Genomic DNA, 26,664 nt, shown 5'->3' with positions numbered 1-26,664 from the left:
ACGTTAAAAAAGAAACAACCAAAAAAAACGGGCGGTGAAAACCCGCCCGTTTGGTCGTGAAGCCAGTATTCTATCCGAAAAACCGCTCTAAGTGTGTGATTTTCAAGGAAATTAAAGCTTCCTGGGCAGGCTCGCACATCAGTTGATCTCGGGGAATGCTTGTACCAAGCTGCGGGTGTAGGGGTGTTGTGGATCGCCGAGAACCTGCTCGGCCAAACCTTGCTCCAGCACCTGCCCTGACTTGAGAACCACCACCTGATGGGCCATCGCCCGAAGCACATCCACATCGTGGGTAATCAACAAGTACGCCATGCCACGGGTTTTTTGTAAGGTTTTGAGCAATTCAAGGATCTGCTTTTGCACCGTCACATCCAACGCACTGGTGGGCTCGTCCAGCACCAAGACCGCCGGCTCAACCACCAAGGCTCGCGCCAGGGCGATGCGCTGGCGCTGCCCACCCGAAAAAGTGTGTGGATAGCGGTTGAGCACATCATTGAAACCCTCCCCCACCAAGCCGACTTCGGCCAAAGTTGCACGAACACGTTCCTCGGTTTGCTCTGCTGTCCAGTGCGGTTGGTGCAAACGCAAGCCTTCAGAGACGATTTCACCCACCGTCATGCGGGGCGACAAACTGCCATAGGGATCCTGAAACACCACCTGCACTTGCCTGCGCAAGGCTTTGTCTCGCGCAGGGCTGCCTTGCCAGGTATGACCGTCAAACGACAAATCTCCCTCAAAAGGAATCAAGCCCAACACGGCTTGTGCCAGACTGGACTTACCAGACCCCGACTCACCCATGACACCCAAGGTGCTGCCTGGCAACAGCGAAAAATCCGCCCCGTGCAAGGCCGTGAAATGGTGTTTTTGAAACCAGGCTTTAAAGCCCGGCACCGACTTCGGATAGCGCACCTGCAGTTGGCGTGCTTGCAAGACGGCTGAAGTCTCCAATGGAGGCATGTCCACCAAACCTGCACGGCTGGGTCGGCTGGAGAGCAATCTTTGTGTGTAAGGGTGCTGGGGCCGCTCAAAGACCGCTTGCAAGGTCCCTTGCTCTACCAAATGGCCTTTTTCCATCACCGCCACCTGATCAGCGAAGTGGCGCACCAAGGCCAGATCGTGGGTGATAAGGAGGACGGCCATGCCCGTTTTTTGCTGCAAATCGGCCAGCAGTTGCAACATCTGCAGCCGCAAACTGGCGTCCAGCGCGGTGGTGGGTTCGTCGGCCAGCAGCAACTTGGGCTCGGACGCCAGAGCCATGGCCATCATGGCGCGTTGCCGTTGGCCTCCCGACAACTGGTGCGGATACGCCCCAAAACGCCGCGCAGGATCATCGATGCCGGTTTCAGACAACAAGTGTACGGCCCGCGCATCGGCATCGCGCCGGGACAAGAGCTTTTTGAGCTGCAGCACTTCCGAGATTTGCTGGCCCACCGTCATCAAAGGGTTAAGCGCCGTCATCGGCTCCTGAAAAATCATGGCAATCTCGTCGCCACGGATGCGTTGCATTTCAGCAGGCGATTGCTGCAGCAAGTCTTGACCTTGCCAAAGCACCTTGCCGGACAGCTCAGCGGACTCCAGCAAACGCAGCACCGACAGCGCAGTGACCGATTTGCCCGATCCCGACTCGCCCACCAAAGCCACCCGCTCACCGGGCTTGATGCACAGGTTCACGCCATGCACCACTGCCTGCCCGCCAAAGGCGATGCGCAGGTCTTTCAGTTCCAGCAAAGCTTGCGGCGTGCTCATGCGTCCACCTTTCTTGGGTCGAGCGCGTCGCGCAAAGCGTCGCCCATGAAGGTCAAGAGCAGCAAGGTCACCACCAACACCACAAAAGTGGACATCGATATCCACCAAGCATCGATGTTGTTTTTGCCTTGGGCCAACAACTCACCCAAAGAGGGCGTGCCCGGCGGCACACCCAGGCCCAGAAAGTCCAATGAGGTCAGGGCCAAAATGGCCCCGCTCATGCGAAACGGCAAGAAGGTCACCACCGGGGTCATGCTGTTGGGCAACACATGCCGCCACATGATCTGCCAATGCCCCAGGCCCAGCGCCCGCGCCGATTTGACGTAATCGAGTTGCCGGTTGCGCAAAAACTCGGCCCGCACATAGTCGGACAAGCCCATCCAGCCAAACAGGCCCAACAGCAACAGCAGCAAGCCCACACTGGGCTCGAACACGGCCGAGAAGATGATCAGCAAATACAGTTCGGGCATGGCGCTCCAGACTTCGATGAAGCGCTGAAACACCAGGTCGGTCTTGCCCACAAAAAAGCCCTGCACTGCGCCGGTCAACACACCCAGCACCACGCCAAACAATGTGAGTGCCAATGCAAACAGCACCGACACCCGAAAACCATAGAGCAAACGTGCCAAGACATCACGCCCCCGGTCATCGGTGCCCAGCCAATTGTGTGCCGTGGGTGGTGCCGGATTGGGCAAGGGCGCAAAATAGTCGAGGGTGCTGTGGTGGTAAGGGTTCGGGGCCTGCAAAGCCCAGTTGCCGCCCTTATGCAGTTGCTGCTGGATAAAAGGATCCAAGTAATCGGCGGGCGTGTCGAAATCCCCCCCAAAAACCTTTTCAGGCAAGGTCTGCACCACCGGGAAATACCACTGGCCTTCGAAACGCACCACCAAGGGTTTGTCGTTGGACAAGAACTCGGCCCCCAGGCTCAAGACGAAGAGCGTCACAAAAATGACCAGGCTACCAAATCCCAAGCGGTTGCGCCGGAAACGCTGCCAGGCCCGGACCGAAGGCGACAACTGCTGCGGGAATGCGGTGGGGTTGGCGGCTGTCATTTGTCGAACTTCACGCGAGGGTCAACCCACAGGTAACAAAGATCACTGATCAGCTTGGTGACCAGACCGATCAAGGTGAACAAATACAAAGTGCCCAGCACCACCGGGTAGTCGCGCCGGATCACAGCTTCGTAACTGAGCAGCCCCAGGCCATCGAGCGAGAACAGGGTTTCAATGAGCAAGGAGCCCGTGAAAAACGCGCCAATGAACGCCGCTGGGAAGCCTGTGACCAGCGGAATCAGCGCGTTGCGCATGACATGGCGGTACAAAACGCGGTTTTCACTCAGACCTTTGGCGCGGGCTGTCAGCACATATTGTTTTCTAATTTCTTCCAAAAACGCGTTCTTGGTCAGCATGGTGATGACGGCAAACGAGCCGAGCACACTGGCCGTGACCGGCAAAGCGATGTGCCACAAATAATCCACCACCTTGGCGCCCCAACTCAGCTGCTCCCAATTGGACGAGGTCAAACCCCGAAGCGGGAACCACTGCAATTGCCCGCCAAAGATGACCAGCAATGCCACGCCGAGCACAAAGCCCGGAATGGCGTAACCCACCAGCACCAGCAAACTGGTGAGCGTGTCAAAACGGGTGCCCGCCCGCACCGCCTTGGCGATGCCCAAAGGCACGGAGACCAGATAACTCAGGAAAAACGTCCACAAACCCAAACTGATGGACACCGGCAGCTTCTCTTTGATCAAAGTCCAGACGTCTTTGGGGTAGAAAAAGCTCTTGCCCAGGTCGAACTGTGCAAACTGTTTGAGCATCATCCAAAAACGCTCGGCGGGTGGTTTGTCAAAGCCGTACAAGGTCTTGATTTCGGCAATGCGGGCCGCATCCACGCCCTGACGGCCTCGGTAGCCGCTGCCCGCAGCGGCTGCGCCCTCCCCGCCCGTGTCACGGCCTTGCAGTTGGGCCACCATTTGCTCGACCGGGCCACCGGGCACAAACTGGATCACCACAAAGGTCATCAACAACACCCCGAACAAGGTCGGGACCATCAGCAGCAGGCGTTTGAAAATGTAGGCCAGCATGGGTCAGGGGGCCTTTGGGGATGTTGGGGGGGCTACAGAAGATGAGGCATTGGGCGACCACCACACGGTGGTGACCAGTTTTTCAGGCTGGTAAAAACGCGGCAAATCGGCAGGCCGTGCAAACGCTTTGGCACGCCAGGACACCCGGTGCACGGCCCCATACCAATGCGGCACCACGTAATGGCCGTGGCGCAGCACCCGGTCAAGCGCTCGCAGGCTGGTCACGAGTTCAGGCCGGGACGTGGCGCTCACCACTTTGTCCAGCAGCGCATCCACAGCCGGGTCTTTGAGGCCGATCACGTTGCCAGAACCCTCCACATCGGCCGATCGGCTGCCGTAGCGCTCCAGCAACTCGGTGCCAGGCGCTTCGCTGCCCACGGTGCGGTTGCTGATGATGTCAAAGTCGAACACGTCCATGCGTTTTTGCAGCAGCGCAAAGTCGATCACTTTGTAATGGACTTTGATGCCCAGTTTTTCGAGGTTCTTGGAAAAGGGTGTCACCACGCGGCCCATGGAGCCCGAACTGTCCAGAAACTCAATGGTGAAGGCTTGTCCCTTGGCATTGCGCAAAGCACCATCGCGGTAGGTCCATCCGGCGGCTTGGAGCAAATCACGCGCTTGGCGCAAATGGTCGCGCAGGGTATGGCCAGAAGTGGGGTCGAGCGCAGTTTGGGGCGGTTGTGGCACATCCTGGTCAAACACTGCCGCAGGCAGCTTGGCCCGCAAGGGGGTGAGCAAGGCCAACTCATCGGGACCCGGTTTACCTTTGGCTTCGAAATCGCTGGCCACAAAATAGCCACGCACCCGGCTGTAGGCGTTGTAAAAAAGTTGGCGGTTCAGCCACTCAAAGTCCATCGCCAGCGCAATGGCTTGGCGCACCCGCACGTCCTGGAACTTGTCACGGCGTGTGTTGAACAAAAAACCTTGAAAGTCGCCAGCGTTGCCATGTGGCAATTCGGCCTTGATCAAATCACCCCGGTCAAAAGCTCGGCCTGTGAACGCCCGGGCCCACTCCCGTGCGATGAAAGACTGCATGTAATCGAACTCGCCTGCCTTAAAAGCTTCGAGCTGGGCCGTGGGGTCTTTGTAAATTTTGTAGGTGATGCGGTCGAAATTGAATTGGCCCTTGCGCACATTCAAGTCACGTGCCCAGTAGTTCGGATCGCGCTCGTAGGTGATGTCTTTGCCAAACTGCACACGTCCGATGCGGTAAGGGCCGGACGCGATGGGAATGTCCATCACGATTTGGTCCAGCGGTTGATGGGTGCCACCTTTCACCCCCCACTTTTGGCTGAACACGGGCAAGCTGCCCACGATCAAGGGCAGTTCGCTGTTGGGCCGCACAAAATCAAAACGAATGCTGCGTTCCGACAGAACGGTTGCTTTTTTGACTTCGCCAAAATAGGTGCGGTACTGCGGCGCGGCCTGTTTGCTGGTCAGGCGCTCAAAAGAGTGCCGCACATCGGCCGCCATCACCGGGTCACCGTTGTGAAAACGGGCTTGCGGATGGATCTGGAACGTGACCGACATGCGGTCGCTGGCCACCGCCACATCCGAAGCCAGCAAGCCATAGGCCGTGCTCGGCTCGTCCATATTGCCCACCAACAAGGTGTCAAACATCATGCCCAGCAAGGAAGGCGGTGCGCTGCCCTTCAAGGTGAAGGGGTTGTACTTGTCAAAGTTGGACTGCCGGGTGGGCGGCACCAAGCTGATCTCACCGCCTTTGGGTGCAGCGGGGTTCACATAAGCAAAGTGACTAAAGCCGGCCGGGTAGCGAATGTCGCCGAATTGGGCATAAGCGTGAGCGGCCCAGGCGTTGCCCGCCCACCCGAGCCCGAAGGCCAAGCAGCAGAGTATCCAAAAACGGGCCATGGGTGTTCGCATGCGACAATTCTGCCCACATTTTTCAGGAGTTGAAGGCATGACCACAAAAACAGGATTTCTGTCGGGCAAAAAGTTGTTGATCACCGGGGTGTTGTCCAACCGCTCGATCGCATATGGCATCGCCAAGGCCTGCCACGCTCAAGGCGCCGAGCTGGCTTTCAGCTATGTGGGCGAGCGCTTCAAGGACCGCATCACCGAATTCGCGGCCGATTTTGACTCCAAGCTGATTTTTGATTGCGACGTGGGCAGCGACGAGCAAATCGAAAAACTGTTCACCGACCTGTCTGCCACTTGGCCCAAGTTCGATGGTTTTGTGCATGCCATTGGTTATGCGCCCCGCGAAGCGATTGCCGGTGATTTCTTGGACGGTTTGTCGCGCGAAGGCTTCAAGATCGCGCACGACATCAGCGCTTACAGCTTCCCCGCCATGGCCAAAGCGGCCTTGCCTTACCTGAACGACAAATCGGCGGTGCTGACCCTGACGTACCTCGGCGCGATCCGCACGGTGCCCAACTACAACACCATGGGCTTGGCCAAAGCGAGCTTGGAGGCTTCGGTGCGTTATCTGGCCGAGTCGCTGGGCAGCCAGAACCGGGGCCTGCGGGCCAACGGCATTTCGGCTGGTCCCATCAAGACACTGGCGGCCAGTGGTATCAAGGGTTTTGGCAAGATTTTGTCGGTGGTGGCCGAGGCTTCGCCCATTCGCCGCAACGTGACCATTGAGGATGTGGGCAATGTGGCGGCGTTCATGTTGAGCGATTTGGCCGCGGGTGTGACGGCCGAGATCACCTATGTGGACGGTGGTTTCAGCCAAGTGGTCGGCGGCATTGCGGAGCCAGCGGCTGCGGCTTGATGCAAGTCTGGGACTGCTCTTTCTAAAGCCTGGTCCCTGCTTTTTCATACACCGCCTGAGGCGAGGTGGGCGCTGCCCGGGCTCATAACTCGCTTCGCTCGCCAAATCGCCCGGTTCAGCGCCCACCTCACCTCAGGCTCAGAGGATGTTCTTGTGGCCATGGGCCAGATGAAGGTGGCAGGACTGATCGGGCGCACGGGCTTGATCAACCAACGGCGCTTGGCCACTTACATTGAAGAGTGGAATCGAACAACCATCACTTGGAATTAAAAAAGCGGCGAAAGCCGCTTTTTTCAATTCTCCCCCGCAGGTGAGTTGGGGCCCTGTGCGGGGGCGATGTGGCAAAGCGAAGCGCCTCTGAGCCACCGCACAGGGCCCCAACTCACCTGCCCCAGAAAGCCTTGAGACACATCGCCAAGGCAAAAGTCTTAAAGCTTCACGCAATCCGCAAAGTACCGCTTCTTGCCATCGTCGTCTTTGATCTCGACCAGCCCATGGATGTCGGTTTCGAAGCCTGGGCACTTCTCGTTGAACTCGCGGGCGAACTTGAGGTAATCCACGATCTTCCTGTTGAAGACCTCACCAGGAATCAAGAGCGGAATGCCCGGTGGATATGGCGTGACCAAACCTACGGTGATGCGGCCTTCCAAGTTGTCGATTTCCACCCGCTCAGTCTTGCGGTGCGCAATGTGGGCGTAAGCGTCTGACGGGCGCATGGCTGGCGCCAAGTCCGACAGATACATGTCGGTGGTCAGGCGGGCGATATCGTACTTGGCGTACATCTCATGCACATGCTGGCACAGGTCGCGCAAGCCCATGCGTTCGTAGCGAGGGTGCTTCTGGCAGAACTCCGGCATGATTTTCCACATCGGCTGGTTCTTGGCGTACTCGTCCTTGAACTGCTGCAAAGCCGTGAGCAAACTGTTCCAGCGGCCTTTGGTGATGCCGATGGTGAACATGATGAAGAAGCTGTAAAGGCCCGTCTTCTCCACCACCACGCCGTGCTCCGTGAGGAACTTGCTGACGATGGACGCGGGGATACCGGTCTTGTCAAACTTACCATCCAAATCGAGGCCCGGCGTGACGATGGTCGACTTGATGGGATCCAGCATGTTGAAGCCGTCCGCCAACTGCTGGCCGAAACCGTGCCACTTGCTCGCTTTTTTGCGCGGGTCGTTGCGCAAAATCCAGTCGTCAGCACGACCAATGCCTTCTTCGGCGTACTTTTCGGGTCCCCAAACTTTGAACCACCAGTCTTTGCCGTACTCGGCATCGATCTTGCGCATCGCGCGGCGGAAATCCAGGGCCTCTGCAATGCTCTCTTCCACCAAAGCGGTGCCGCCGGGCGGCTCCATCATGGCGGCCGCCACGTCGCAGCTGGCGATGATGCTGTACTGCGGACTGGTCGAGGTGTGCATCAGGTACGCCTCGTTGAACAGCGGGCGATCAAGCTTCGTGTTTTGTGCGTCCTGCACCAGCACATGGCTGGCCTGGCTGATGCCGGCGAGCAGCTTGTGGATGGACTGGGTGGCGTAGACCATCGACTCTTTGGGACGCGCACGCTTTTTGCCCATCGCGTGGTATGGGCCATAAAAGGGGTGGAAAGCCGCGTGCGGCAACCAGGCCTCATCAAAGTGCAAGTTGTCCACGTAACCGTCGAGCATGCTCTTGATGGTTTCAGTGTTGTAGAGCACGCCGTCGTAGGTCGACTGGGTGAGCGTCATCACTCGGGGCTTGACCTTTTTCGGGTCTACACCTTTGAGCAAAGGGTTGGCCTTGATCTTGGCCATGATGGCCGCAGGCTCGAACTCGCTTTTGGGGATGGGACCAATGATGCCGAAATGGTTGCGCGTGGGCTTCATGAACACGGGCACAGCGCCGGTCATGATGATCGCGTGCAAGATGGACTTGTGGCAGTTGCGGTCCACCACCACCACGTCACCCGGGGCCACAGTGTGGTGCCAAACGATCTTGTTGGAGGTGCTGGTGCCGTTGGTCACAAAGAAGCAATGGTCGGCATTGAAAATTCGGGCCGCATTGCGCTCACTCTCGCCAATGGCGCCGTTGTGGTCCAGCAATTGTCCCAACTCTTCCACAGCGTTGCACACGTCGGCACGCAGCATGTTCTCGCCATAGAACTGGTGGTACATCTGGCCCACGGGGCTCTTCAAAAATGCCACGCCACCAGAGTGACCCGGGCAGTGCCACGAATAAGAGCCGTCTTCTGCGTAATCGAGCAGCGCCTTGAAAAACGGCGGCTGCACGCCCTCCAAGTAGCTCTTGGCCTCGCGGATGATGTGGCGCGCCACAAACTCGGGCGTGTCTTCGAACATGTGGATGAAGCCGTGCAACTCGCGCAGGATGTCGTTGGGCAAATGGCGCGAAGTTTTGGTCTCGCCATAGATGTAAATCGGCACATCGGCGTTTTTGCGGCGAACTTCGTCAATGAAGGCACGCAAGTTGATGACAGCAGGGTCCAGATCTGGCCCGGGCGAAAACTCTTCGTCGTCGATCGACAAAATGAAGGCACTGGCACGGCTTTGCTGCTGCGCAAACTGCGACAGATCGCCGTAACTGGTCACCCCCAAAACCTCGAATCCCTCGGCAATGATGGCGTCAGCCAAAGCGCGGATACCCAGGCCCGAAGTGTTTTCGGAGCGGTAATCTTCGTCAATGATGACGATGGGGAAGCGAAATTTCATGGGCTGTAGGGGCTGTGCGCCAAAGAAAGGAAAAAGGAATTCGAAACAGTGGCGAAGTTTAAGGATAAAAAGGCTCGGCTGAGCAACCCAGAGCACAAATTGGCAAAAAACCTGCCGCCCATCGGAGGGCCTTGATCTCATAAGAATTGCGAGACCTTGTCAAAAACCTGTTTTTCCACTGATACAATTAAGGGCTTCGGAGCGGTGGATGAGTGGTTTAAGTCGCACGCCTGGAAAGCGTGTGTGGGTTAATAGCCCACCGCGGGTTCGAATCCCGCCTGCTCCGCCAAAACAAAAAAGCCTGCACAACGTGCAGGCTTTTTTTCGTCTGTGGTTTCTTGGAACTTCAGCGAAGTTCCAAGAAGTGGCCCCCGAAAAACGGGGGCCGACAGATCAGCGAACCACAGCGATCTGTGACCGCTCGCCACCTTTGTAGGTGAACAAGGTCAAAGCGCCGTTCTTGATGTCGCCTTTTTCATCGAATGCGATGTCACCGGTCACGCCTTTGTAATTGATGCTCTTCAAAGCAGGCAAGTACTTGGCTGGGTCGGCAGAACCGGCATTGACCATGGCTGTGGCCATGACTTTGACGGCGTCATAAACGTAAGGTGCATAGACCTGCACATCGGCGTTGTACTTGGCCTTGAAATCTGCACGGAACTTGTCCATGCCGACTTTCTGCTCACCTTCCACACCACCGGCTTCAGCGCAGATCACGCCTTCGTCCTTCATGGCGTCACCAGCCAGCTTGGCCAATTCGGCTGTACAGATGCCGTCGCCGCCCATGAACTTGGCATTGATACCCAAGGACTTCATCTGGCGCAGCATCGGGCCGGCCACAGCGTCCATACCGCCGAAGAACACGACGTCAGGCTTCTTCGCCTTCAGGGTGGTCAAAATGGCGTTGAAATCAGAGGCTTTGTCGGTGGTGAACTCGTGACCGACCACATTGCCACCTGCAGCGGCAACCGCTTTCTTGAACTCCTCAGCCACACCTTGACCGTAAGCAGTACGGTCGTCGATCACGGCAATGCTCTTGCCCTTGAGGGTCTCCACGGCGTATTTGCCGAGGGTGCCGCCCAGATGAACGTCGTCAGCCACGACGCGGAAAGCGCCAGCGTAACCTTGACGGGTGTACTTGGGGTTGGTTGCCGAGGGCGAAATCTGAGGAATGCCAGCACCGTTGTACAGCTGCGAAGCGGGGATGGTGGTGCCGGAGTTCAAGTGACCGATCACGCCGTTGACTTTGGCGTCAACCAATTTTTGAGCAGCGGCAGTGCCCTGCTTGGGATCGGCGGCGTCGTCTTCAGCCAGCAATTCGAACTTGGCAGTTTTGTCGCCAATTTTCAGACCAGCAGCATTGAGCTCTTCGATGGCCATGCGGGCACCGTTTTCATTGTCTTTGCCCAAGTGAGCAATGGCACCGCTGACAGGACCCACGTGACCGATTTTGACGACCAATTCGGTCGATGCGACTTCTTTTTTGCCGCAAGCAGCCAACACCACTGCTGCAACAGCAACAGACACCACGGTCAAAGAACGTGAACCAGAAATTTTCATAGAAACTCCGAAGAATAAATTTGCTTCAATCAAGCAAGCCGTAAAGATACTGCAAAAAAGTGCTTTTGTGACTCAGGGAAAACCAAAATCCAGGTAATTCGAGGGTTTCCGTACATTATTCTTGGTCAATGCGCGAGCGCTTGTCCCACTCGCTTTGGAGGGCTCTTTGCACCATATCGCTGGTCATTCGCTCGATTTCGGGGCGCAGCTTCTTCACCAAGTCCTCAGACAAAGCCATCAAGGCCGCTTTTTCGGCATCCCGAGCGTCCAATGCCAAAGACACCCCCACGGGCACATCGCCCAAGACCATGTCTTGGCTCAAACTCGGGATCGCGTCAGCTCCAAAAGGGGGTGCCGCAGGGGGTGTTGGAGCGTGGGTCATGTTTCTGCCGCCTTGGACAAATCATGTTGAAGAAGTTCGTAACCGAGGCTTTTGTAATGCTTCCAGCGCAGCCGAGCTTGGGCGCGGCCGTGGTCATCACTGGCCACAATCTCAATCAGACGGGCAAAACGCTCAAAACCTGGTGGGACCTCGTCACCCAGGTTCAGCAACACGTCATCGATGCCCCAGGCGTTTGGGTCAGGTCCCAAAGCCACAGGAGAAGCCCGCTGTATGTCAGGCGAATCTTGCGGGGTGCAATGCGCGACAAAGGACACATCCTGAAAACGCCAAAGTTCGGCATCAAGTTGCTTGAGTGTGGAGGGTGCGCCCACCACCGCAATCCGCAAATCTTGTGCACGCGCCTTGCGCACCAAACGACAGGTGTGCAGCAATCGCTCATGCGTGTTGAAGTGGAATTCAATGCGGGTCATGGGCACGAGTGGTGGTCGGCAAAAGCCTGGCTCAAGACTGTTTCACAGCACGGGCTTTGGATTTGACCTTCTGAACGGATTGGTCTGCCACTTTGGGCAGGGCTGCGTTTTTCTGAACCCCAGGCGCTTGTGCATTGCTGAGCAAGTACTGCAACAACAGGGCTACAGGTCGGCCAGTGGCCCCCTTGGCCGCTCCGCTGCGCCAGGCGGTGCCTGCAATGTCCAGGTGTGCCCAAGCAAAGCTTTTGGTGAAACGTTGCAAAAACTTGGCCGCCGTGACGGAACCTGCGGCCCGACCGGCCACGTTGGCCACATCGGCAAAGCGAGACTTCAGGCCCTCTGCATAGTCGTCATCCAAGGGCATGCGCCAGCACACATCACCTGAATATTCGCCCGCCTGCTGAAGTTGCGAGGCCAAGGTGTCGTCGCTTGAAAACAGGCCGCTGCGAACCGCCCCCAAGGCAATCACGCAAGCGCCCGTCAGGGTCGCGATGTCGATCACGGCTTGTGGCTTGAAGCGCTCGGCATAGGTCAGGGCATCACACAGCACCAAACGGCCTTCGGCGTCAGTGTTCAAAATTTCAATGGTTTGACCACTCATGCTGGTCACCACATCGCCCGGCTTCACCGCCAGACCATCGGGCATGTTTTCGGTGGCCGGAATCAGGCCCACCACATTGATCTTGGGTTTGAGTTCCCCCAGCGCCTTGAAAACACCCAAAACACTGGCGGCACCACCCATGTCGTACTTCATCTCATCCATCTCGGGTGCCGGTTTGATGGATATGCCGCCCGTGTCAAAGGTGATGCCTTTGCCCACCAGTACCACCGGGGCTTGTGAGGCCGCCCCGCCGTTGTAGCGCATGACAATGAAACGCAAAGGCTCGGCGGCACCCTGGGCCACGGCCATGAACGCCCCCATGCCCAGCTTGGCCACTTCCTTGGGTCCCAACACCTCACATTTGAAGTTGCGGCCTGAGGCAATGGTTTTGGCCGCTTGGGCCAAATGCGTCGGCGTGGCGTGGTTGGCGGGTCGGTTGGCCCATTCCTTGGCCAACTCAACCCCGGCCACCAAGGCCTGGGCGTGAACCACCGCCTGGCGCAGTTCGGCGCTGTCATGCGAGGCGCTGATCCGCACGTTTTTGAGCGTGCGGGCCTTGGGTTTGCTCAAGGTGGTGGTGTAGCTGTAGCTGGCATCAGCCAGGGTGCTGAGCGCCATTTGCAAGCCTTGAGCGGAGACATCGCCGACCACATGAACGCCCAAACGCTTGATCTTGCTGGCCTTGACAGCGCCCCAAGCCGCCTGCATGGCGCTGCGGATCTGCCCGGGCTGGTTGTCTGCGCTGCAAGACACCACCACATGCCGAGTGGCCATGCCCGGCTGGCTGTACAAAGACAAAACAGCCCCGGCCTTGAGTTCAAAGTCACCGTGAGCGATGGCTTGGGCCAGCAAGCGAGAGACCGGCTCCACCGCCTTGGCATCGGGCAACACGTGGCCAGGCCAAAGCACCACCAAAGCATCCACCGAAGCGGTCATGGCATGGGAGAGGGAGAGCTTTTGAAATTCGAAGTTCATAATTCGGGTTTTCCTGTTTCGCCAATGTTATTCCATTCCTCATTACGCAAAGACCTTGCGCGCAATTTTGGTGCCACTCTGGTCATCTTGGTGACCATTGTGATGACCATCATCTTGATCCGCACTTTGGGTCAAGCCAGCCGAGGCAGCGTGAACCCTTCTGAGGTGATGTTGGTGATGGGTTTCAGCGTGTTGGGTCAGATGACCACCATCATCACCTTGAGCCTGTTCATCGCTTGCGTGGCCACTTTGTCGCGCATGTACGGCGAAAGTGAAATGGTCATCTGGTTTTCCAGCGGACAGGGGCTTGGGCAGTTCATCCAGCCGCTGTTTCGATTCGCTTGGCCGATTTTGCTGGTCATAGCCCTTTTGTCCTTGTTTGTCTGGCCCTGGAGCCACCAGCAAATCCAAGACCTGCGTCAACGCTTTGAAAAACGAAACGATGTCGAGCGCATCGCACCGGGTCAGTTTCAGGAGTCAGCAGGCGGCAACCGGGTATTTTTCATTGACAAAGACAGCCCGGGTGAGCGCACCGGCAACAACGTGTTTGTCTCCAGCCGTGACGGCCAGCTCGAAAGTGTGACCACAGCCTCTCGCGGACGGGTCGAATTTGTGGGCACCGACCGTTTCCTGTTTCTGGAAAACGGGCAGCAATGGCTCACCCATTTGGGCACAGGCGAAACGCGCTTGACGCAGTTTGACCGCTACCAGCTGCTGATCGATGCCAACTTTGTGCCGCCCAACTCGGTACGTAACAGCCGCCAAAGCACCACCTGGCAACTGATTGAACAACCCACCCCTGCCAACCAAGCCGAGCTGGCCTGGCGCATCGGCCTGCTGTTCACCGCCATCAACATGATTTTGCTGGCGCTCGCGCTGTCAGCGGTCAACCCTCGGGTTGGCCGCAGTTACCACCTGGGCCTGGCTCTGTTTGTATTTGTGGCCTATTACAACCTGCTCACCGTCGGCCAAAATTGGATCAGTGCAGGCCGCATCGGCGCCCTGCCCTTCATGGTGCTGTTGCATGGCAGCGTGCTGGCCTTGGCTCTGGTGTGGCTGGGCCTGCGGCACATGAATTGGAGCTGGCGACACCTGCTGCCGGCCGTGCCCTCGACGAAGGAGGCCACCGCATGAAAACCGTGCGTCAATTGCTTTATGGCGAAATCATTCGCGCCGTGGTCTTTGTGGCTTTTGGCTTTTTGGCCTTGTTTTTGTTTTTTGACCTGGTTGACGAACTCCAAGCCCTCTCGCGACATGCCGCCCAAGGCTACCAGTTGCAGCATGCCCTGCTGTTCATCGCGCTCAAAACGCCCGACCACATTTACGAGTTGCTGCCCATCTCGGTGCTCATTGGCAGCATTTTTGTCATGGCACGGCTGGCCCAAAGCTCTGAGTTCACCATTTTGCGCACGGGCGGCCTCGAGCCCTGGATGGCGCTGTCCTCGCTCTTGAAACTGGGACTGGTCTTTGTGGCCATCACATTCTTTTTTGGTGACTACGCCGCACCCTGGGCCGAGCGACAAGCTCAGCAGATCAAAGCGCCTTTTCAGGGCCAGTTGACGACCGGCCAAACCGGGGCATGGTTACGCGAAAAACAGGGCCAACAGCAATACGCGGTGAACGTGCGACGCTTTGACGGGATCAGCAAGATGCAGGACGTTCGCATTCACGCTTTCAATGAGAAAGGCCAGCTGCTCACCATCACCACCGCCCGCCAGGCTCAGATCCAAGCAGGGCAGTGGGAACTCCTTGAGGTGGAAGAAAAATCCATCCTCTTGCCCAGCGCGACCAACCCGGCCCAGTTCAGCGTCACCCAGTTGGACCGTCAAAGCTGGTCCACCGGGATCAGCACCGACATGGTCGCTGCCGCCTTGCTCAGCCCGGACCGCATGAGCACTTGGGAGCTGTTTCGTTACATGCGCCACCTGTCGGCCAACAACCAAAACGCCCAGCGTTATGAAATCGAGTTTTGGCGCAAAGTGTTCTACCCTTTGAGTTGCCTGGTCATGCTGGTCCTGGCCTTGCCGTTTGCTTATTTGCATTTCCGCTCGGGACAAATCGCCGGACACGTTTTTGCAGGCGTGCTGGCTGGCATCAGTTTTTCATTGCTCAACAATGTGTTCAGCTTCATCGGCAACCTCCAAAATTGGCAGCCGCTGTTGACTTCGGCCGCACCCGCGCTCATCTACAGCGCCGTGTCGTTGGCGGCCTTTTGGTGGATGGTTTTAAGGCGGTGACAAATCCCATGACTCAAAAAACCGGCGTGATCCTATTTGCTCACGGCTCGCGCGATCCGCTGTGGCGATTGCCCATCGATGCTGTGGCCCAGCGTATGCGTGGTCAACAAGCCTCCACGCCTGTGTCGGTGGCCTTTTTGGAGCTGACGGAGCCCGACCTGCCCAGCACCGTGGAAGCGCTGATGAAACAAGATGTGACCCATGTCCGCATCGTGCCCATGTTTTTGGGGGTGGGCCGACACGCTCGGGAAGACCTGCCCGAGCTGGTGCATGGCCTGCGCCAAGCCTACCCACAAATGTCGTTTGAACTCTTGCCCGCCATTGGCGAACACCCGGCCATGACCGCGCTCATGGCGGACATTGCCGCTGGACGGGACCAAACAGACATATAAAGCATAATGCAGGTAATCCATATAACGATAAGCATATGAACCTGCACCAATTTCGTTTCGTCCAAGAAGCCGCCCGCCGCAACCTCAACCTGACCGAGACGGCCAAAGCGCTGCACACCTCGCAGCCCGGCGTATCCAAGGCGATCATCGAGCTCGAAGAAGAGTTGGGCATCGAAATCTTTGCCCGCCACGGCAAGCGCCTCAAACGCATCACCGAGCCCGGCCAGCATGTGCTGCACAGCATCGAGCAGATCCTGCGCGAGGTGGGGAACCTGAAGAAAATCGGTGAGCAGTACAGCGCCCAAGACAGCGGCACCTTGTCGATTGCCACCACCCACACCCAGGCGCGTTACGTACTGCCTGTGCCCGTGGCCAAACTGCGCGAGAAATACCCCAAGGTCAACATCAGCCTGCACCAGGGCGCCCCGGACCAGGTAGCCAAAATGCTGCTCGACGACACGGCTGAAATCGGCATTGCCACCGAATCCCTGTCGGCTTACGAAGACTTGGTGACCCTGCCCTGCTACGAATGGCAACACGTTTTGGTGCTGCCGCTCGACCATCCCTTGGCCTGCAAAAGCCACCTGTCGCTCGAAGACATCGCCAACGAACCGCTCATCACTTACCACCCTTCTTTCACAGGTCGCAGCCGCATTGACCAAGCCTTTGCCGCCAAAAAAATCACCCCCCGCATTGCTTTGGAAGCCATCGACTCGGACGTGATCAAAACCTATGTGCGCTTGGGGTTGGGCATTGGCATCGTGGCAGAAATGGCCGTGCAAGACGACCCGGTCAAAGACCTGGCCGTGCGCCCCTTGGGCCAGTTGCTGGGCATGAACGTGGCCCGTGTGGCTTTCAAGCGTGGCGCCTATTTGCGCCAATTTGTTTACCAGTTTGCCGAATTGCTGAGCGACCGCCTCACGGCCCCATTGATCGCCCGGGCCATGACTGGCCACGTCAACGATTACGAACTTTGAACCCTGCCTCTTTTCCTTTCACATGAACACCAGCAGCCCCGCTCTGATCTCAAAGGCGCCCCACATGGGCACCACCATCTTCACGGTCATGTCCGCCTTGGCCGCCGAAAAGAAAGCCGTCAACCTGGGTCAGGGTTTTCCGGATTTTCCCTGTGACCCCCGCCTGACCGAGCTGGTGGGCGACGCCATGCGCGAAGGCCTCAACCAGTACCCGCCGATGCCTGGCGTGGCCCCGCTGCGCGAAGCCGTGGCCGCCAAAATCGAAGCCCTGTATGGGCGCCGCTACAACCCTGCCACAGAAATCACCGTTACAGCAGGGGCCACCCAGGCCATTTTGTCCATCATCTTGGCCATCGTGCACCCAGACGATGAGGTCATCGTGCTGGAGCCCTGCTACGACAGCTACGTGCCCAACATCGAATTGGCCGGTGGTCGCGTGGTGCGTGTGCCCCTGACGCCCGGCAGCTTCCGGCCCGACTTTGACCGCATCCGCGCTGCCATCAACCCGCGCACCCGCGCCATCCTGATCAACACCCCGCACAACCCGAGCGGCATGGTTTGGACACGCGAGGAAATGCTCACCTTGCAAGAGATCCTGGCCCCCACCAACGTGCTGCTGATCAGCGACGAGGTCTACGAGCACATGGTTTACGCCCCGCTGCAGCACTGGAGCGCCGCGCAGTTTGATGGCCTGGCCGCACGGGCCTTCATTGTCTCGAGCTTTGGCAAGACCTACCATGTGACGGGTTGGAAAGTCGGCACGGTGGCGGCCCCGGCCGACTACACGGCCGAGCTTCGCAAAGTGCACCAGTTCATGGTGTTCACCGTCAACACCCCCATGCAGCACGCCTTGGCCCGCTACATGGCCGACCCCGCGCCTTACTTGGAATTGCCTGCGTTTTACCAGCGCAAGCGCGATCTGTTTCGCCATGGCCTGGCGCAAACCCACTTCAAGCTGCTGCCCGGTGAAGGCACCTATTTCCAGTGTGCGGACATCTCGGGCTTGCAAGTGCCCGAGAAAAACCTGAGCGAAGCCGAGTTCTGCCAGTGGCTCACGTCTGAGATTGGCGTGGCCGCCATCCCCCTGTCTGCCTTTTATGGCAACGGCTTTGACCAAAAAGTCATCCGCTTTTGTTTTGCCAAAACCGACGAAACCCTGCACGCGGCACTGGACAAACTCAAAGGCCTTTGAACCCATGACGCCCAGGGCCGTCGTCGTCATCCAGCCACAAAAGCCCGCCACCTGCCCATGACCTTCATCCGCCCTCGCCAGCGCCGTGCCCAACACCTCATCAGCGCCTGGAGCCTGATGCTGCTGGCAGGCTGCAGCGCACCCACCCCGTCAACACACTCGCCCTCGGTCGCCGACAAAATTGTCCCCGCCCAAGTCATCCCCGCCGCCCCCATGCAATTTGAGGTGCCCGGTGGCGACAGCTTGGCCGCACGGGTCTGGTCCACGCCCAAGCCTCGGCACATCGTGCTGGGCGTACACGGCTTCAACGACTACAGCAAAGCTTTTGAACCCACGGCACAACACCTGGTGGGTGAACTCGGTGCCACGGTTTATGCCTACGACCAGCGCGGCTTTGGGGCCAACCCACAAGCCGGCATTTGGCGAGGCGAAGACACGCTCTTGTCCGACCTACGCCACATCGTCTCGCAACTGCGCGAGCGGCATCCCGGCGTGCCACTCACCGTCGTGGGTGAGAGCATGGGCGGTGCACTGGTGTGGGTGGCAGCGGCTGAATCGCCGGGTTTGATGGCGGACCACCTTGTGCTCAAAGCCCCCGCCGTCTGGGGCGCACAAAGCATGCCTTGGTACCAGAGGCTCAGCCTTCAATTCATGAACGCCGTGGCCCCCGACATGGTTTTCACGGGGCGGGGGGTGCAATCGCTGGGAATCACCCCCACCAACGACCCGGAAGTCTCACGCGATCTGGGGCGCGACCCGCTGTTCATCAAAGCCACACGCGTGAGCAGCCTGGCTGGGGTGACCTCTCTGATGGGCCGCGCGCAAAACCTGAACACCCTGCCCCCGCAGCGCAGCCTGGTGCTGTATGGCCTGCGCGACCGCATCATTCCGCCCTCACCCGTTTGCGACTGGTTGACCCACCTGAACGCTGCTGGCAAAGCTGGTACCGCGCTCGACTGGGTGGTCTACCCCGAAGGCTGGCACCTGCTGACGCGCCAACTTCAAACCCGCGAAGTGCTGCAAGACCTGCAGCACTGGCTCCAGCAAAACCCAGTCACCCGGCGGCAAAGCCCACAGCAAGCGCAAGAAGTGGTGTGTGCCAAACATTCATGAAGCTCGGGTCTTCAAAACAGCAAAATAGGTTCCTGAATTTTCAAGCGTGACCACCGCCTTGCTGATTTGGAGATGACAGATTTTCAGGCGCTAAACTGTCCAACGCCGTATGGCTATGCCCCCCCCGATGAGGAGCCCATGAGCGAACTTGAACATTTTTTGGCCAGCCGCGATGCGTTGCTGACCCACCGCACCGATTACGAGGCCGCAGTGTCGGCCTTTCAGTGGCCTGTTTTGTCGCATTTCAACTGGGGGCTGGACTACTTTGACAGCATCGCTCGCGACAACCCGGCCCCGGCTTTACACATCGTTGAAGCCTCGGGTGAGCAGTTTCGCCTGAGCTATGCCGAATTGTCCCAACGCTCCAACCAAGTGGCCAATTGGCTGGTGGCCTTGGGTGCACGCAAGGGCGACCGAATTTTGCTGATGATGGGCAACGAGGTGCCGCTGTGGGAAACCATGCTGGCGGCGATCAAACTGGGCGTGGTGCTGATCCCGGCCACCACCTTGCTCTCGGGCGACGATTTGCAAGACCGCCTGGAGCGCGGACGGGTCAAGTGCATCATCACCAATGCCGTGGGCATGGCCAAGGTGATGGATTTGCCCAGCACTGTGACCCACGGGTTGACATTGGTCAGCGTGTCGGGCGCTGCCTCGGGTTTGCCAGAAGGCTGGCTTGACTACGCGCTGTCGCACCAGGCCAGCAGCGCCTTCACCCCACCTGAGCCGACGCGGGTGACCGATCCTTTGCTGGAGTATTTCACCTCGGGCACCACGGCCAAACCCAAGCTGGTGCAACACACCCAGCAAAGCTACCCAGTGGGCCATTTGTCGACCTTGTATTGGTTGGGTCTGCAAAAAGGCGATGTGCACTGGACCATCAGCTCGCCGGGCTGGGCCAAGCACGCTTGGAGTTGTTTTTTTGCGCCGCTCAATGCGCAAGCTTGTGTGTTCATTTACAACTACGCACGTTTTAACGGGCCAGACATTCTCGGCACACTGGTGCAGCACCGGGTCAACACCCTTTGCGCCCCGCCCACGGTGTGGCGCATGTTGATTCAGGAAGACCTGAAGGCCTGGCCTGTTCAGTTGCGTGAGTTGATTTCAGCGGGTGAGCCGCTCAACCCCGAGGTCATTGAGCAAGTTCGCGCCGCTTGGCAGATCACCATCCGCGACGGTTATGGACAGACCGAGACCACGGCCCAAATTGGCAACCCGCCGGGTGCGCCCTTGAAGGCAGGCTCCATGGGGCGGCCTTTGCCGGGTTACCGGATGGTGCTGCTGAACGCCGATGGTGAACCTGCCAACGAAGGCGAAATTTGCATTGATCTGGCGCACCGCCCCACGGCCCTGATGAACGGCTATGCCGACGACGCCGACAAAACGGCCGAGGCCATGCGCGATGGTTATTACCACACGGGCGATGTGGGCCAGCGCGATGAGCTGGGTTACATCACGTATGTGGGACGGGCCGACGATGTGTTCAAGTCCTCGGGCTACCGCATCAGCCCCTTTGAGCTGGAGAGCGCGTTGATTGAGCACCCGGCCGTGGCCGAGGCGGCGGTGGTGCCTGCGCCCGATGCCGTGCGCGGTTTGGTGCCCAAGGCCTATGTGATTTTGGCCCCTGGCCACGCACCAGACGCGGCCACGGCGGGGGCGATTTTCAAGTTCATGCGAGAGCGGGTGTCGGCCTACAAATTGGTGCGACGCATCGAATTCAGTGACCTGCCCAAGACCATCTCAGGCAAGATTCGCCGGGTTGATTTGCGTGATCAAGAAAATACGCGTGCCCGCCAGGTCGACCGCTTCGAGGGCGAATTTCGGGAAGACAACGCATGAGGCCACCATGCCCAAACTGATCGTGGCACTGATGCTGGCGGCCCTGCTGCTGCCCACCGCCTTTGCGCAACGCATGTACGACGGCAGTGGCCGCCAGTTGGGTCGGGTAGATGCCGAACGTTTTTACAGCGCTTCGGGCCAGCCCATAGGCCGGGTGGATGGCGATCGCATCTATGACGCCTCAGGGCGGCAGTTGGGGCGGATCGATGGCGAGCGGGTGTACAGCGCCTCGGGCAGCCCCATCGGTCGCATCGATGGCGAGCGGCTGTACAGCGCTTCGGGATCGCTCATGGGCCGCATGGACGGCGAGCGTCTTTACGATGCATCGGGTCGCCAGATCGGCCGCGCCGATGGGCTGCGGCGCATGCAAATGATCGTGTTCTTTTATTTCTTCATGTGAGACTTTCAACATGACCGTTCGAGACATCCTGAAGATGGGTGACGCGCGATTGCTGCGCATGGCTGAGCCCGTGAGCGCATTTGACACGCCCGAGCTGCACGCGCTGATCACCGACATGCACGACACCATGGCCGCCGTGAATGGTGCAGGCCTGGCGGCGCCGCAAATTGGTGTGAACCTGCAGCTCGTGATTTTTGGGAGCACGGCCGTCAACCCACGCTACCCGGGGCGGCCGCTGGTGCCGCGCACCGTGCTGATCAACCCGGTCATCACGCCGCTGGGAACGGCTGAAGAAGACGATTGGGAGGGCTGCCTGTCGGTGCCGGGCTTGCGCGGCGTGGTGCCACGCTGGTCACGCATTCGTTACACCGGCTTGGACGAAAAAGGCACACCCATTGACCGCACGGTGGACGGTTTTCATGCCCGCGTGGTGCAGCACGAGTGTGACCACCTGATCGGCAAGCTTTACCCCATGCGGGTGCGCGACTTCAGCCGATTTGGGTTCACCGAGGTGCTGTTTCCAGAAATCAGCGCTGCAGAAGACGACTGACAAAGCCCTGAACAGTTGGCGTTCACCCAGAACGCGAAACGATGGGGCCAGTCAGCGGGGCTGTCGCAAGGGCTTGAGTAAATCGCTCAAGCCATTGTGGTCAATCTCCTGCATCAGTTGCAAAAGTTGACCCACTTCGCCCTTGGGAAATCCCTCACGCGCAAACCAATTGAGGTAATTGCCCGGCAAATCGGCGATCAGCATGCCTTTGTGTTTGCCATAGGGCATGGGCGTGGTGACCAGTTTGACGAGGTCTTCGGGCTTCACAACGCAGCCCTCACGCATCACCCCACAACCAGCTGCGCACCTGGGCATAAAAAGGATCCGGTCGCGAAATCATCACCCAATGCCCGCAGGGCAAACCCTGCACGGCACTGCCGGGCGCACTGGCCACATGCGCCAGCCATTGGGGCGAGTGAAACATGAAGGGCTTTCGCTCGCCATACACAAACAAGAGGGGCATGGGCAATCGGATGGGCGACGCACCCTTGAAACCGCCCACTGTGCCGAACCACTGCATAGCGTAGGGGTAGTTCATTTTGTGGGTGATGTGCGCTGGCTCGCTCGGGCAACGCAACCAACGGGCCATGGCGCGGGTCATGCGGGTGCCCATTTTTTCACTCAAGAGACCACCGATTTTCCAAGCGATGGCCAACCAGACCTGGTAGCCCATCACCGCGAGTTTTTCCTTGGGGCCCCAGCTGCGCAGCAAGGCCCCCGAGTTGTGGTCGCCCACGTCCACCGCCACCACGCGGGCCACCCGCTCGGCGTGGCGCATGGCGAACTGGTAACCAAAAATGCAACCCCAGTCGTGCAACATCAAGGTCACGGGTTGGCCTGGGCTGATGCAATCCACGATCTGGCGCAACAGCTGGCACATATCGTCCAAGCTGGTGGCCGAGGGGCCCGTTTCAAAACCCGGCAGCGTCAATCGTGCACAAGTGGCGCGGTCTTGCAAGGCGGCCACGGTGCCGTCCCACAGGGCGCGGGTGTCGGGCCAGCCGTGCAGCATGAGGATGACCTCGTCGCCCTCACCTTGCAGCCAGACTTCGGTGCCATGGACTTCGATGCACCTCTCACCACGCATTTCGGTAAGCGTTTCGGAGCCCGTTTCAGAGACGGTTGCCACGGGTCAAAGGGCCTTGGCCAGGCGCGAGACGCCTTCGAGGATCTTGTCTTCGCCCACAGTGGCAAAACTCAAGCGGAAAGTGGCGTGGTCGGGGTTGGCACAAAAGAACGGTGTGCCCGGCACAAAGGCGACACCGTTGTCGATGGCGCGTTTGGCAAAAGCGTTGCCGTCGTTCACCTTGCCGCCAGCGCCCGTGAGACGCGCCCACACAAACAGACCCCCTTGCGGTTGTACAAACTCGACCGCATCTCCCAATTCGCGGCGCAGCGCGTCGCCCATGGTTTGGGCACGTTGGGCATACACGGCACGCACTTTGTCCAGCGTGACGGGCATGCGACCCGCCAACAGGTATTGCGCGGCTGTGGCCTGGGCGAAGGTGCTGGTGTGCGCGTCGCTGAACTGCTTGCACATGGTGGCTTTGCCGAGCAACTCGGCGGGTGCGACCATCCAGCCCACACGCAGACCAGGCGACAACACTTTGGACAGCGAGCCGCAATGCACCAGCAACTCGCGGCTGCCGGGCACGGTGCTGCTCAGGGCGAGCAAGCTGGGCGGTGGGGTCTCGCCAAAGTACAAATCTCCATAAGGATCGTCTTCGACAATCAAGGTCTGGTGCTTCACGGCCATCTCTAGCACTTGCTTGCGGCGCTCGGCATTCATCAGGGCACCGCTGGGGTTGCCGAAGGTGGGGATCAGGTACACAAACTTCGGTTTGTGCTCGGCGATCAGCTTTTCCAACTCGTCAGTTTTGACGCCGTGGCCGTCCACCGGGGCGCTGATGAGTTCGGCCCCATACAAACGGAAGCACTGGATGGTGGCCAAGAATGTTGGGCCTTCCACAATCACCTTGTCGCCGGGGCTGATCATGGTTTTGCCAATCAAATCCAGACCCTGCTGGCTGCCGGTGGTCACGATCAGTTGGTCGGCCGCCACATCCTTGGCACCCTTTTGCGCCATGAAGTGGGCCAGTTGCTCGCGCAGCGGTCCAAAACCCTCGGTCGCGCCGTACTGCAGGGCAGCACCCGGGTCTTGGCTCAGGGCGGCATTGCTGGCTTCGCGGATGCCGTCCACGTCAAACATGGCGCTGTCGGGAAAGCCCCCGGCGAAACTGATGATGCCGGGTTTGCCCAAAAGCTTGAAAAGCTCGCGTATGGCGGAGGTTTCGACGTTGTTCAGGCGGTCGGCAAATTGCAAAGGCATGGTGTATCTTCCCAGGTTGTCTTGGCCCTCATTTTGCCAACATCTGCACACCTACTTTTGCCGCCCATGAAACCCGCTCAGATCGAATCCTTCTTTGCCACCCTGCAAGCTGCCAACCCCATGCCTGTGACCGAGCTGGAGTACACCAGCGTCTTTGAGCTGCTTGCCGCGGTGCTGCTGTCGGCGCAGGCCACCGATGTGGGCGTGAACAAGGCCACGCGCCGTCTGTTCCCGGTCGCGGGCACGCCGCAAAAAATCCTGGACCTGGGTCTGGCTGGGCTGGAGAGCTACATCAAAACCATCGGCCTGTACCGCAGCAAAGCCAAACACCTGATGGAAACCTGCCGGATTCTGGTCGAGCAACACGGCGGCCAAGTGCCCCGCACACGCGAAGCCCTCGAAGCCCTGCCCGGCGTGGGCCGCAAAACGGCGAATGTGGTGTTGAATTCGGCCTTTGGCGAGCCAACGATGGCGGTGGACACCCACATCTTCCGCATGGGCAACCGCACAGGTTTGGCCCCGGGCAAAACGCCTTTGGAAGTCGAACTCAAACTGCTCAAACGCATCCCTGCCCAGTACTTGGTGGACGCGCACCACTGGTTGATCCTGCATGGGCGCTATGTGTGCCAAGCCCGCAAACCCCTGTGTGCTCAGTGCTCGGTCGTGGCTTTTTGTGACTTCAAACCCAAAACAGTCTGAGCCAAGGGTCTCGGCCCGCACAAAGGGCGCACCCTACAATCTTCACCCATGACCGAAAACGCTCTCATCGACAGCCCCAAACCATCAGGTATTCCTGCTGACGTCCCATTTTTGCGCACCATCAAAAGCTATGTCTTGCGTGCTGGCCGCACCACCATCGGCCAGGCCAAAGCCTATGAGCTGTATGGCCCCGCCAATTTGTTGACCTATGCGCCTGAAACCCTGACCGCCAGTGCCGCCTTTGGGCGCAGCGCCCCGCTCATTCTGGAAATCGGCTTTGGCATGGGGGAAGCCACAGCCCACATTGCCCGGGTCCGGCCCGATGACAATTTTTTGTGCTGCGAGGTGCACGAAGCTGGCGTCGGTGCCCTGCTCAAGCGCATTGGCGAGCAAGACCTGCACAACATCCGCATCCTGCGCCACGACGCAGTGGAAGTCATCGACCACATGCTTAGCCCCGGCTCACTGGACGGGGTGCACATTTTTTTCCCCGACCCTTGGCACAAAACCAAGCACCACAAGCGCCGCTTGATCCAGCCCGCTTTGGTGAATAAGTTGGCCCAACGCCTCAAGCCCGGAGGCTACCTGCACTGCGCCACCGACTGGCAACCCTATGCCGAGCAAATGATGGAAGTCATCGGTGGCGAGCCTTTGCTGGCCAACACCAGCGATGCGGCCGATGGTTTTGCCGCCAAGCCCGACTACCGGCCACTCACCAAGTTTGAAAACCGGGGCCTCAAACTCGGCCACGGCGTGTGGGACCTGGTGTTCCGCCGGGTCTGACATGCGCGAATCCGGTCACCCCATTCAGTTGCCCATGCGCAACGGGGTGAGCGCCAGTGTGGTGTCGGTTCCACACGGTGCACCGCAACTGCTCGATTTTTTGGCCCAGCGCATGCCCGGCATTTCACGCAGCGAATGGGCCGAACGCTTGGCGCACGGTTTGGTGCTGCACGAAGACGGCCAAGCGGCCCTGCCCGACCAAAGTTGCCAACCCGGCCAGCGCCTGTATTACTACAGGCATCTCGACGACGAGCCCGTGCTGCCGTTTCAAGCGCAGGTCTTGTTTGAAGACGATCACTTGCTGGTGGTGGACAAACCGCACTTCATGCCCGTCACACCCTCGGGTCGTTACGTGCAACAAAGCCTCTTGGTGCAGCTCAAGCGCCAGACCGGCTGCGCCGATTTGGTACCGCTGCACCGTATCGACCGCGAAACCGCGGGTCTGGTGTTGTTTGGAAAACGAATGCAAGACCGCGACGCTTACCACGCGTTGTTTCGAGACCACCTGATCCACAAGACTTACCACGCAGTGGCAGCGCATGCGCCGCACTTGAAGCTGCCACTCGTGCACACCAGCCGCTTGGTGCCAGGCGAGCCGTTTTTCAGAACACAAGAAGTGCCAGGGCCAGCCAACAGCGAAACCCGCATCGCTTTGCTGTACAACGATGGCCAGCGGGCGCTGTATGCGTTAGAGCCGATCAGCGGCAAGCGCCACCAGCTGCGGGTGCACATGAATGCCATGGGCATCCCGATCGAAGGCGACCAGTTTTACCCCAGCGTCTTGCGCGGACCAGATGCGCCAGAAGATTTCAGCAAGCCTTTGCAACTCTTGGCGCAGTCGGTGCGATTCACCGACCCTATCACCGGCCAAACGCGCACGTGGACCACCAGGCTGCGTTTGACACTCAGTCCGCCTTGAAGCGTTTTGACGGC

The 26,664-nt window shown here is 58.9% G+C and carries 25 protein-coding genes and 1 tRNA gene; 14 read left to right on the top strand and 12 right to left on the bottom strand.

Features of this window, described 5'->3' with window-relative positions; genetic code table 11:
* Positions 1 to 138: 138 nt before the first annotated feature.
* From L63ED372_RS06700 to L63ED372_RS06685, 4 genes are read right to left on the bottom strand one after another with little or no spacing between them, the layout of a single operon-like run.
* A complete protein-coding gene (locus L63ED372_RS06700) occupies positions 139 to 1,746 on the bottom strand; it encodes an ABC transporter ATP-binding protein (RefSeq protein ID WP_062404622.1) in 1,608 nt (535 codons plus the stop codon).
* Positions 1,743 to 2,798 carry an ABC transporter permease gene (locus tag L63ED372_RS06695; RefSeq protein ID WP_062404619.1) on the bottom strand — a complete coding sequence of 352 codons (1,056 nt, stop codon included), beginning with the start codon at positions 2,796 to 2,798 and terminating at the stop codon, positions 1,743 to 1,745. The genes L63ED372_RS06700 and L63ED372_RS06695 overlap by 4 nt, the downstream gene beginning before the upstream one ends.
* Positions 2,795 to 3,832 (bottom strand): microcin C ABC transporter permease YejB, encoded by a 1,038-nt coding sequence (locus L63ED372_RS06690; RefSeq protein WP_062404616.1) that lies wholly within the window; start codon positions 3,830 to 3,832, stop codon positions 2,795 to 2,797. The genes L63ED372_RS06695 and L63ED372_RS06690 overlap by 4 nt, the downstream gene beginning before the upstream one ends.
* Positions 3,833 to 3,835: 3 nt before the next feature.
* Entirely contained in the window at positions 3,836 to 5,716 is a 1,881-nt protein-coding gene (locus L63ED372_RS06685) for an extracellular solute-binding protein (RefSeq protein ID WP_062404613.1), read from the bottom strand.
* A gap of 37 nt (positions 5,717 to 5,753) precedes the next feature.
* On the opposite strand from L63ED372_RS06685, the gene fabI reads away from it, so the two are divergent.
* Positions 5,754 to 6,569 carry an enoyl-ACP reductase FabI gene (gene fabI / locus L63ED372_RS06680; RefSeq protein ID WP_062404610.1) on the top strand — a complete coding sequence of 272 codons (816 nt, stop codon included), beginning with the start codon at positions 5,754 to 5,756 and terminating at the stop codon, positions 6,567 to 6,569.
* A gap of 428 nt (positions 6,570 to 6,997) precedes the next feature.
* Here fabI and L63ED372_RS06675 read toward each other — a convergent pair whose 3' ends face one another.
* Positions 6,998 to 9,271, bottom strand: a complete 2,274-nt coding sequence (locus tag L63ED372_RS06675) for an arginine/lysine/ornithine decarboxylase (protein WP_062404607.1) — start codon at positions 9,269 to 9,271, stop codon at positions 6,998 to 7,000.
* Between the two features lie 198 nt (positions 9,272 to 9,469).
* On the opposite strand from L63ED372_RS06675, the gene L63ED372_RS06670 reads away from it, so the two are divergent.
* Positions 9,470 to 9,560, top strand: a tRNA-Ser gene (locus tag L63ED372_RS06670).
* Positions 9,561 to 9,664: 104 nt separating this feature from the next.
* On the opposite strand, the gene L63ED372_RS06665 is transcribed toward L63ED372_RS06670, so the two are convergent.
* The 4 genes from L63ED372_RS06665 to L63ED372_RS06650 all read right to left on the bottom strand — a co-directional run bounded on the left by L63ED372_RS06665 (position 9,665) and on the right by L63ED372_RS06650 (position 13,220).
* Positions 9,665 to 10,831: a branched-chain amino acid ABC transporter substrate-binding protein gene (locus L63ED372_RS06665; protein ID WP_062404604.1), complete on the bottom strand. Its 1,167-nt coding sequence runs from the start codon at positions 10,829 to 10,831 to the stop codon at positions 9,665 to 9,667.
* A gap of 115 nt (positions 10,832 to 10,946) precedes the next feature.
* Positions 10,947 to 11,213 (bottom strand): hypothetical protein, encoded by a 267-nt coding sequence (locus L63ED372_RS06660; RefSeq protein WP_156343569.1) that lies wholly within the window; start codon positions 11,211 to 11,213, stop codon positions 10,947 to 10,949.
* Positions 11,210 to 11,644 (bottom strand): DNA polymerase III subunit chi, encoded by a 435-nt coding sequence (locus L63ED372_RS06655; protein WP_062404599.1) that lies wholly within the window; start codon positions 11,642 to 11,644, stop codon positions 11,210 to 11,212. Before L63ED372_RS06655 ends, L63ED372_RS06660 begins: the two co-directional genes overlap by 4 nt.
* A gap of 31 nt (positions 11,645 to 11,675) precedes the next feature.
* Positions 11,676 to 13,220, bottom strand: coding sequence for a leucyl aminopeptidase (locus tag L63ED372_RS06650; RefSeq protein ID WP_062404596.1), 1,545 nt, complete (start codon positions 13,218 to 13,220; stop codon positions 11,676 to 11,678).
* 24 nt (positions 13,221 to 13,244) lie between these two features.
* Here L63ED372_RS06650 and lptF point away from each other — a divergent pair, with 24 nt between their 5' ends.
* The 9 genes from lptF (at position 13,245) to def (ending at position 21,920) form a co-directional block, all read left to right on the top strand.
* Positions 13,245 to 14,354: an LPS export ABC transporter permease LptF gene (gene lptF, locus L63ED372_RS06645; RefSeq protein ID WP_062404593.1), complete on the top strand. Its 1,110-nt coding sequence runs from the start codon at positions 13,245 to 13,247 to the stop codon at positions 14,352 to 14,354.
* Positions 14,351 to 15,457, top strand: coding sequence for an LPS export ABC transporter permease LptG (lptG, locus tag L63ED372_RS06640; protein ID WP_062407755.1), 1,107 nt, complete (start codon positions 14,351 to 14,353; stop codon positions 15,455 to 15,457). Before lptF ends, lptG begins: the two co-directional genes overlap by 4 nt.
* A gap of 8 nt (positions 15,458 to 15,465) precedes the next feature.
* Positions 15,466 to 15,849, top strand: a complete 384-nt coding sequence (locus L63ED372_RS06635) for a sirohydrochlorin chelatase (RefSeq protein ID WP_062404590.1) — start codon at positions 15,466 to 15,468, stop codon at positions 15,847 to 15,849.
* A 35-nt stretch (positions 15,850 to 15,884) separates the two neighbouring features.
* Positions 15,885 to 16,826, top strand: coding sequence for a CysB family HTH-type transcriptional regulator (locus L63ED372_RS06630; RefSeq protein WP_062404588.1), 942 nt, complete (start codon positions 15,885 to 15,887; stop codon positions 16,824 to 16,826).
* 64 nt (positions 16,827 to 16,890) lie between these two features.
* On the top strand, positions 16,891 to 18,018 hold the full coding sequence (locus L63ED372_RS06625; RefSeq protein ID WP_442915152.1) for a pyridoxal phosphate-dependent aminotransferase: 1,128 nt from the start codon (positions 16,891 to 16,893) through the stop codon (positions 18,016 to 18,018).
* A 57-nt stretch (positions 18,019 to 18,075) separates the two neighbouring features.
* Positions 18,076 to 19,131, top strand: coding sequence for an alpha/beta fold hydrolase (locus tag L63ED372_RS06620; RefSeq protein ID WP_062404584.1), 1,056 nt, complete (start codon positions 18,076 to 18,078; stop codon positions 19,129 to 19,131).
* A 138-nt stretch (positions 19,132 to 19,269) separates the two neighbouring features.
* Complete coding sequence (locus L63ED372_RS06615; protein ID WP_062407753.1) at positions 19,270 to 20,970, top strand: AMP-binding protein; 1,701 nt, start codon at positions 19,270 to 19,272, stop codon at positions 20,968 to 20,970.
* 7 nt (positions 20,971 to 20,977) lie between these two features.
* Positions 20,978 to 21,370, top strand: coding sequence for a 5-fold beta-flower protein (locus L63ED372_RS06610; protein ID WP_062404581.1), 393 nt, complete (start codon positions 20,978 to 20,980; stop codon positions 21,368 to 21,370).
* A gap of 10 nt (positions 21,371 to 21,380) precedes the next feature.
* On the top strand, positions 21,381 to 21,920 hold the full coding sequence (def, locus tag L63ED372_RS06605; protein WP_062404578.1) for a peptide deformylase: 540 nt from the start codon (positions 21,381 to 21,383) through the stop codon (positions 21,918 to 21,920).
* Positions 21,921 to 21,971: 51 nt separating this feature from the next.
* On the opposite strand, the gene L63ED372_RS06600 is transcribed toward def, so the two are convergent.
* From L63ED372_RS06600 to L63ED372_RS06590, 3 genes are read right to left on the bottom strand one after another with little or no spacing between them, the layout of a single operon-like run.
* Positions 21,972 to 22,187, bottom strand: a complete 216-nt coding sequence (locus tag L63ED372_RS06600) for a DUF3820 family protein (RefSeq protein ID WP_062407751.1) — start codon at positions 22,185 to 22,187, stop codon at positions 21,972 to 21,974.
* A gap of 10 nt (positions 22,188 to 22,197) precedes the next feature.
* Positions 22,198 to 23,049: an alpha/beta fold hydrolase gene (locus L63ED372_RS06595; RefSeq protein ID WP_231624583.1), complete on the bottom strand. Its 852-nt coding sequence runs from the start codon at positions 23,047 to 23,049 to the stop codon at positions 22,198 to 22,200.
* Between the two features lie 3 nt (positions 23,050 to 23,052).
* Positions 23,053 to 24,249, bottom strand: coding sequence for an aminotransferase-like domain-containing protein (locus L63ED372_RS06590; protein WP_062407749.1), 1,197 nt, complete (start codon positions 24,247 to 24,249; stop codon positions 23,053 to 23,055).
* Positions 24,250 to 24,315: 66 nt separating this feature from the next.
* Here L63ED372_RS06590 and nth point away from each other — a divergent pair, with 66 nt between their 5' ends.
* From nth to L63ED372_RS06575, 3 genes are read left to right on the top strand one after another with little or no spacing between them, the layout of a single operon-like run.
* Positions 24,316 to 24,948, top strand: coding sequence for an endonuclease III (gene nth, locus L63ED372_RS06585; protein WP_062404572.1), 633 nt, complete (start codon positions 24,316 to 24,318; stop codon positions 24,946 to 24,948).
* Positions 24,949 to 24,996: 48 nt separating this feature from the next.
* Positions 24,997 to 25,731, top strand: coding sequence for a tRNA (guanosine(46)-N7)-methyltransferase TrmB (gene trmB / locus L63ED372_RS06580; protein ID WP_062404569.1), 735 nt, complete (start codon positions 24,997 to 24,999; stop codon positions 25,729 to 25,731).
* A gap of 1 nt (position 25,732) precedes the next feature.
* Positions 25,733 to 26,650 (top strand): pseudouridine synthase, encoded by a 918-nt coding sequence (locus tag L63ED372_RS06575; RefSeq protein WP_062404566.1) that lies wholly within the window; start codon positions 25,733 to 25,735, stop codon positions 26,648 to 26,650.
* Positions 26,651 to 26,664: the final 14 nt, after the last annotated feature.

This window comes from Limnohabitans sp. 63ED37-2, assembly GCF_001412535.1.
GTDB lineage: Bacteria > Pseudomonadota > Gammaproteobacteria > Burkholderiales > Burkholderiaceae_C > Limnohabitans_A.
The sequence above is the reverse complement of the archived record's forward strand: the minus strand, read 5'-3'. Positions and strand labels throughout refer to the sequence as shown.

Excerpts from the sequence above, each read along its gene's own strand:
- L63ED372_RS06675 (WP_062404607.1), bottom strand. The coding sequence starts at position 9,271 with ATGAAATTTCGCTTCCCCATCGTCATCATTGACGAAGATTACCGCTCC.
- def (WP_062404578.1), top strand. The coding sequence starts at position 21,381 with ATGACCGTTCGAGACATCCTGAAGATGGGTGACGCGCGATTGCTGCGC.
- L63ED372_RS06575 (WP_062404566.1), top strand. The coding sequence starts at position 25,733 with ATGCGCGAATCCGGTCACCCCATTCAGTTGCCCATGCGCAACGGGGTG.
- L63ED372_RS06690 (WP_062404616.1), bottom strand. The coding sequence starts at position 3,832 with ATGCTGGCCTACATTTTCAAACGCCTGCTGCTGATGGTCCCGACCTTG.
- L63ED372_RS06625 (WP_442915152.1), top strand. The coding sequence starts at position 16,891 with ATGGGCACCACCATCTTCACGGTCATGTCCGCCTTGGCCGCCGAAAAG.
- L63ED372_RS06660 (WP_156343569.1), bottom strand. The coding sequence starts at position 11,213 with ATGACCCACGCTCCAACACCCCCTGCGGCACCCCCTTTTGGAGCTGAC.
- nth (WP_062404572.1), top strand. The coding sequence starts at position 24,316 with ATGAAACCCGCTCAGATCGAATCCTTCTTTGCCACCCTGCAAGCTGCC.
- L63ED372_RS06700 (WP_062404622.1), bottom strand. The coding sequence starts at position 1,746 with ATGAGCACGCCGCAAGCTTTGCTGGAACTGAAAGACCTGCGCATCGCC.
- L63ED372_RS06695 (WP_062404619.1), bottom strand. The coding sequence starts at position 2,798 with ATGACAGCCGCCAACCCCACCGCATTCCCGCAGCAGTTGTCGCCTTCG.
- L63ED372_RS06665 (WP_062404604.1), bottom strand. The coding sequence starts at position 10,831 with ATGAAAATTTCTGGTTCACGTTCTTTGACCGTGGTGTCTGTTGCTGTT.
- L63ED372_RS06655 (WP_062404599.1), bottom strand. The coding sequence starts at position 11,644 with ATGACCCGCATTGAATTCCACTTCAACACGCATGAGCGATTGCTGCAC.
- L63ED372_RS06650 (WP_062404596.1), bottom strand. The coding sequence starts at position 13,220 with ATGAACTTCGAATTTCAAAAGCTCTCCCTCTCCCATGCCATGACCGCT.
- L63ED372_RS06615 (WP_062407753.1), top strand. The coding sequence starts at position 19,270 with ATGAGCGAACTTGAACATTTTTTGGCCAGCCGCGATGCGTTGCTGACC.
- L63ED372_RS06610 (WP_062404581.1), top strand. The coding sequence starts at position 20,978 with ATGCCCAAACTGATCGTGGCACTGATGCTGGCGGCCCTGCTGCTGCCC.
- L63ED372_RS06620 (WP_062404584.1), top strand. The coding sequence starts at position 18,076 with ATGACCTTCATCCGCCCTCGCCAGCGCCGTGCCCAACACCTCATCAGC.
- L63ED372_RS06630 (WP_062404588.1), top strand. The coding sequence starts at position 15,885 with ATGAACCTGCACCAATTTCGTTTCGTCCAAGAAGCCGCCCGCCGCAAC.
- L63ED372_RS06685 (WP_062404613.1), bottom strand. The coding sequence starts at position 5,716 with ATGCGAACACCCATGGCCCGTTTTTGGATACTCTGCTGCTTGGCCTTC.
- trmB (WP_062404569.1), top strand. The coding sequence starts at position 24,997 with ATGACCGAAAACGCTCTCATCGACAGCCCCAAACCATCAGGTATTCCT.
- lptF (WP_062404593.1), top strand. The coding sequence starts at position 13,245 with ATGTTATTCCATTCCTCATTACGCAAAGACCTTGCGCGCAATTTTGGT.
- lptG (WP_062407755.1), top strand. The coding sequence starts at position 14,351 with ATGAAAACCGTGCGTCAATTGCTTTATGGCGAAATCATTCGCGCCGTG.
- fabI (WP_062404610.1), top strand. The coding sequence starts at position 5,754 with ATGACCACAAAAACAGGATTTCTGTCGGGCAAAAAGTTGTTGATCACC.
- L63ED372_RS06590 (WP_062407749.1), bottom strand. The coding sequence starts at position 24,249 with ATGCCTTTGCAATTTGCCGACCGCCTGAACAACGTCGAAACCTCCGCC.
- L63ED372_RS06635 (WP_062404590.1), top strand. The coding sequence starts at position 15,466 with ATGACTCAAAAAACCGGCGTGATCCTATTTGCTCACGGCTCGCGCGAT.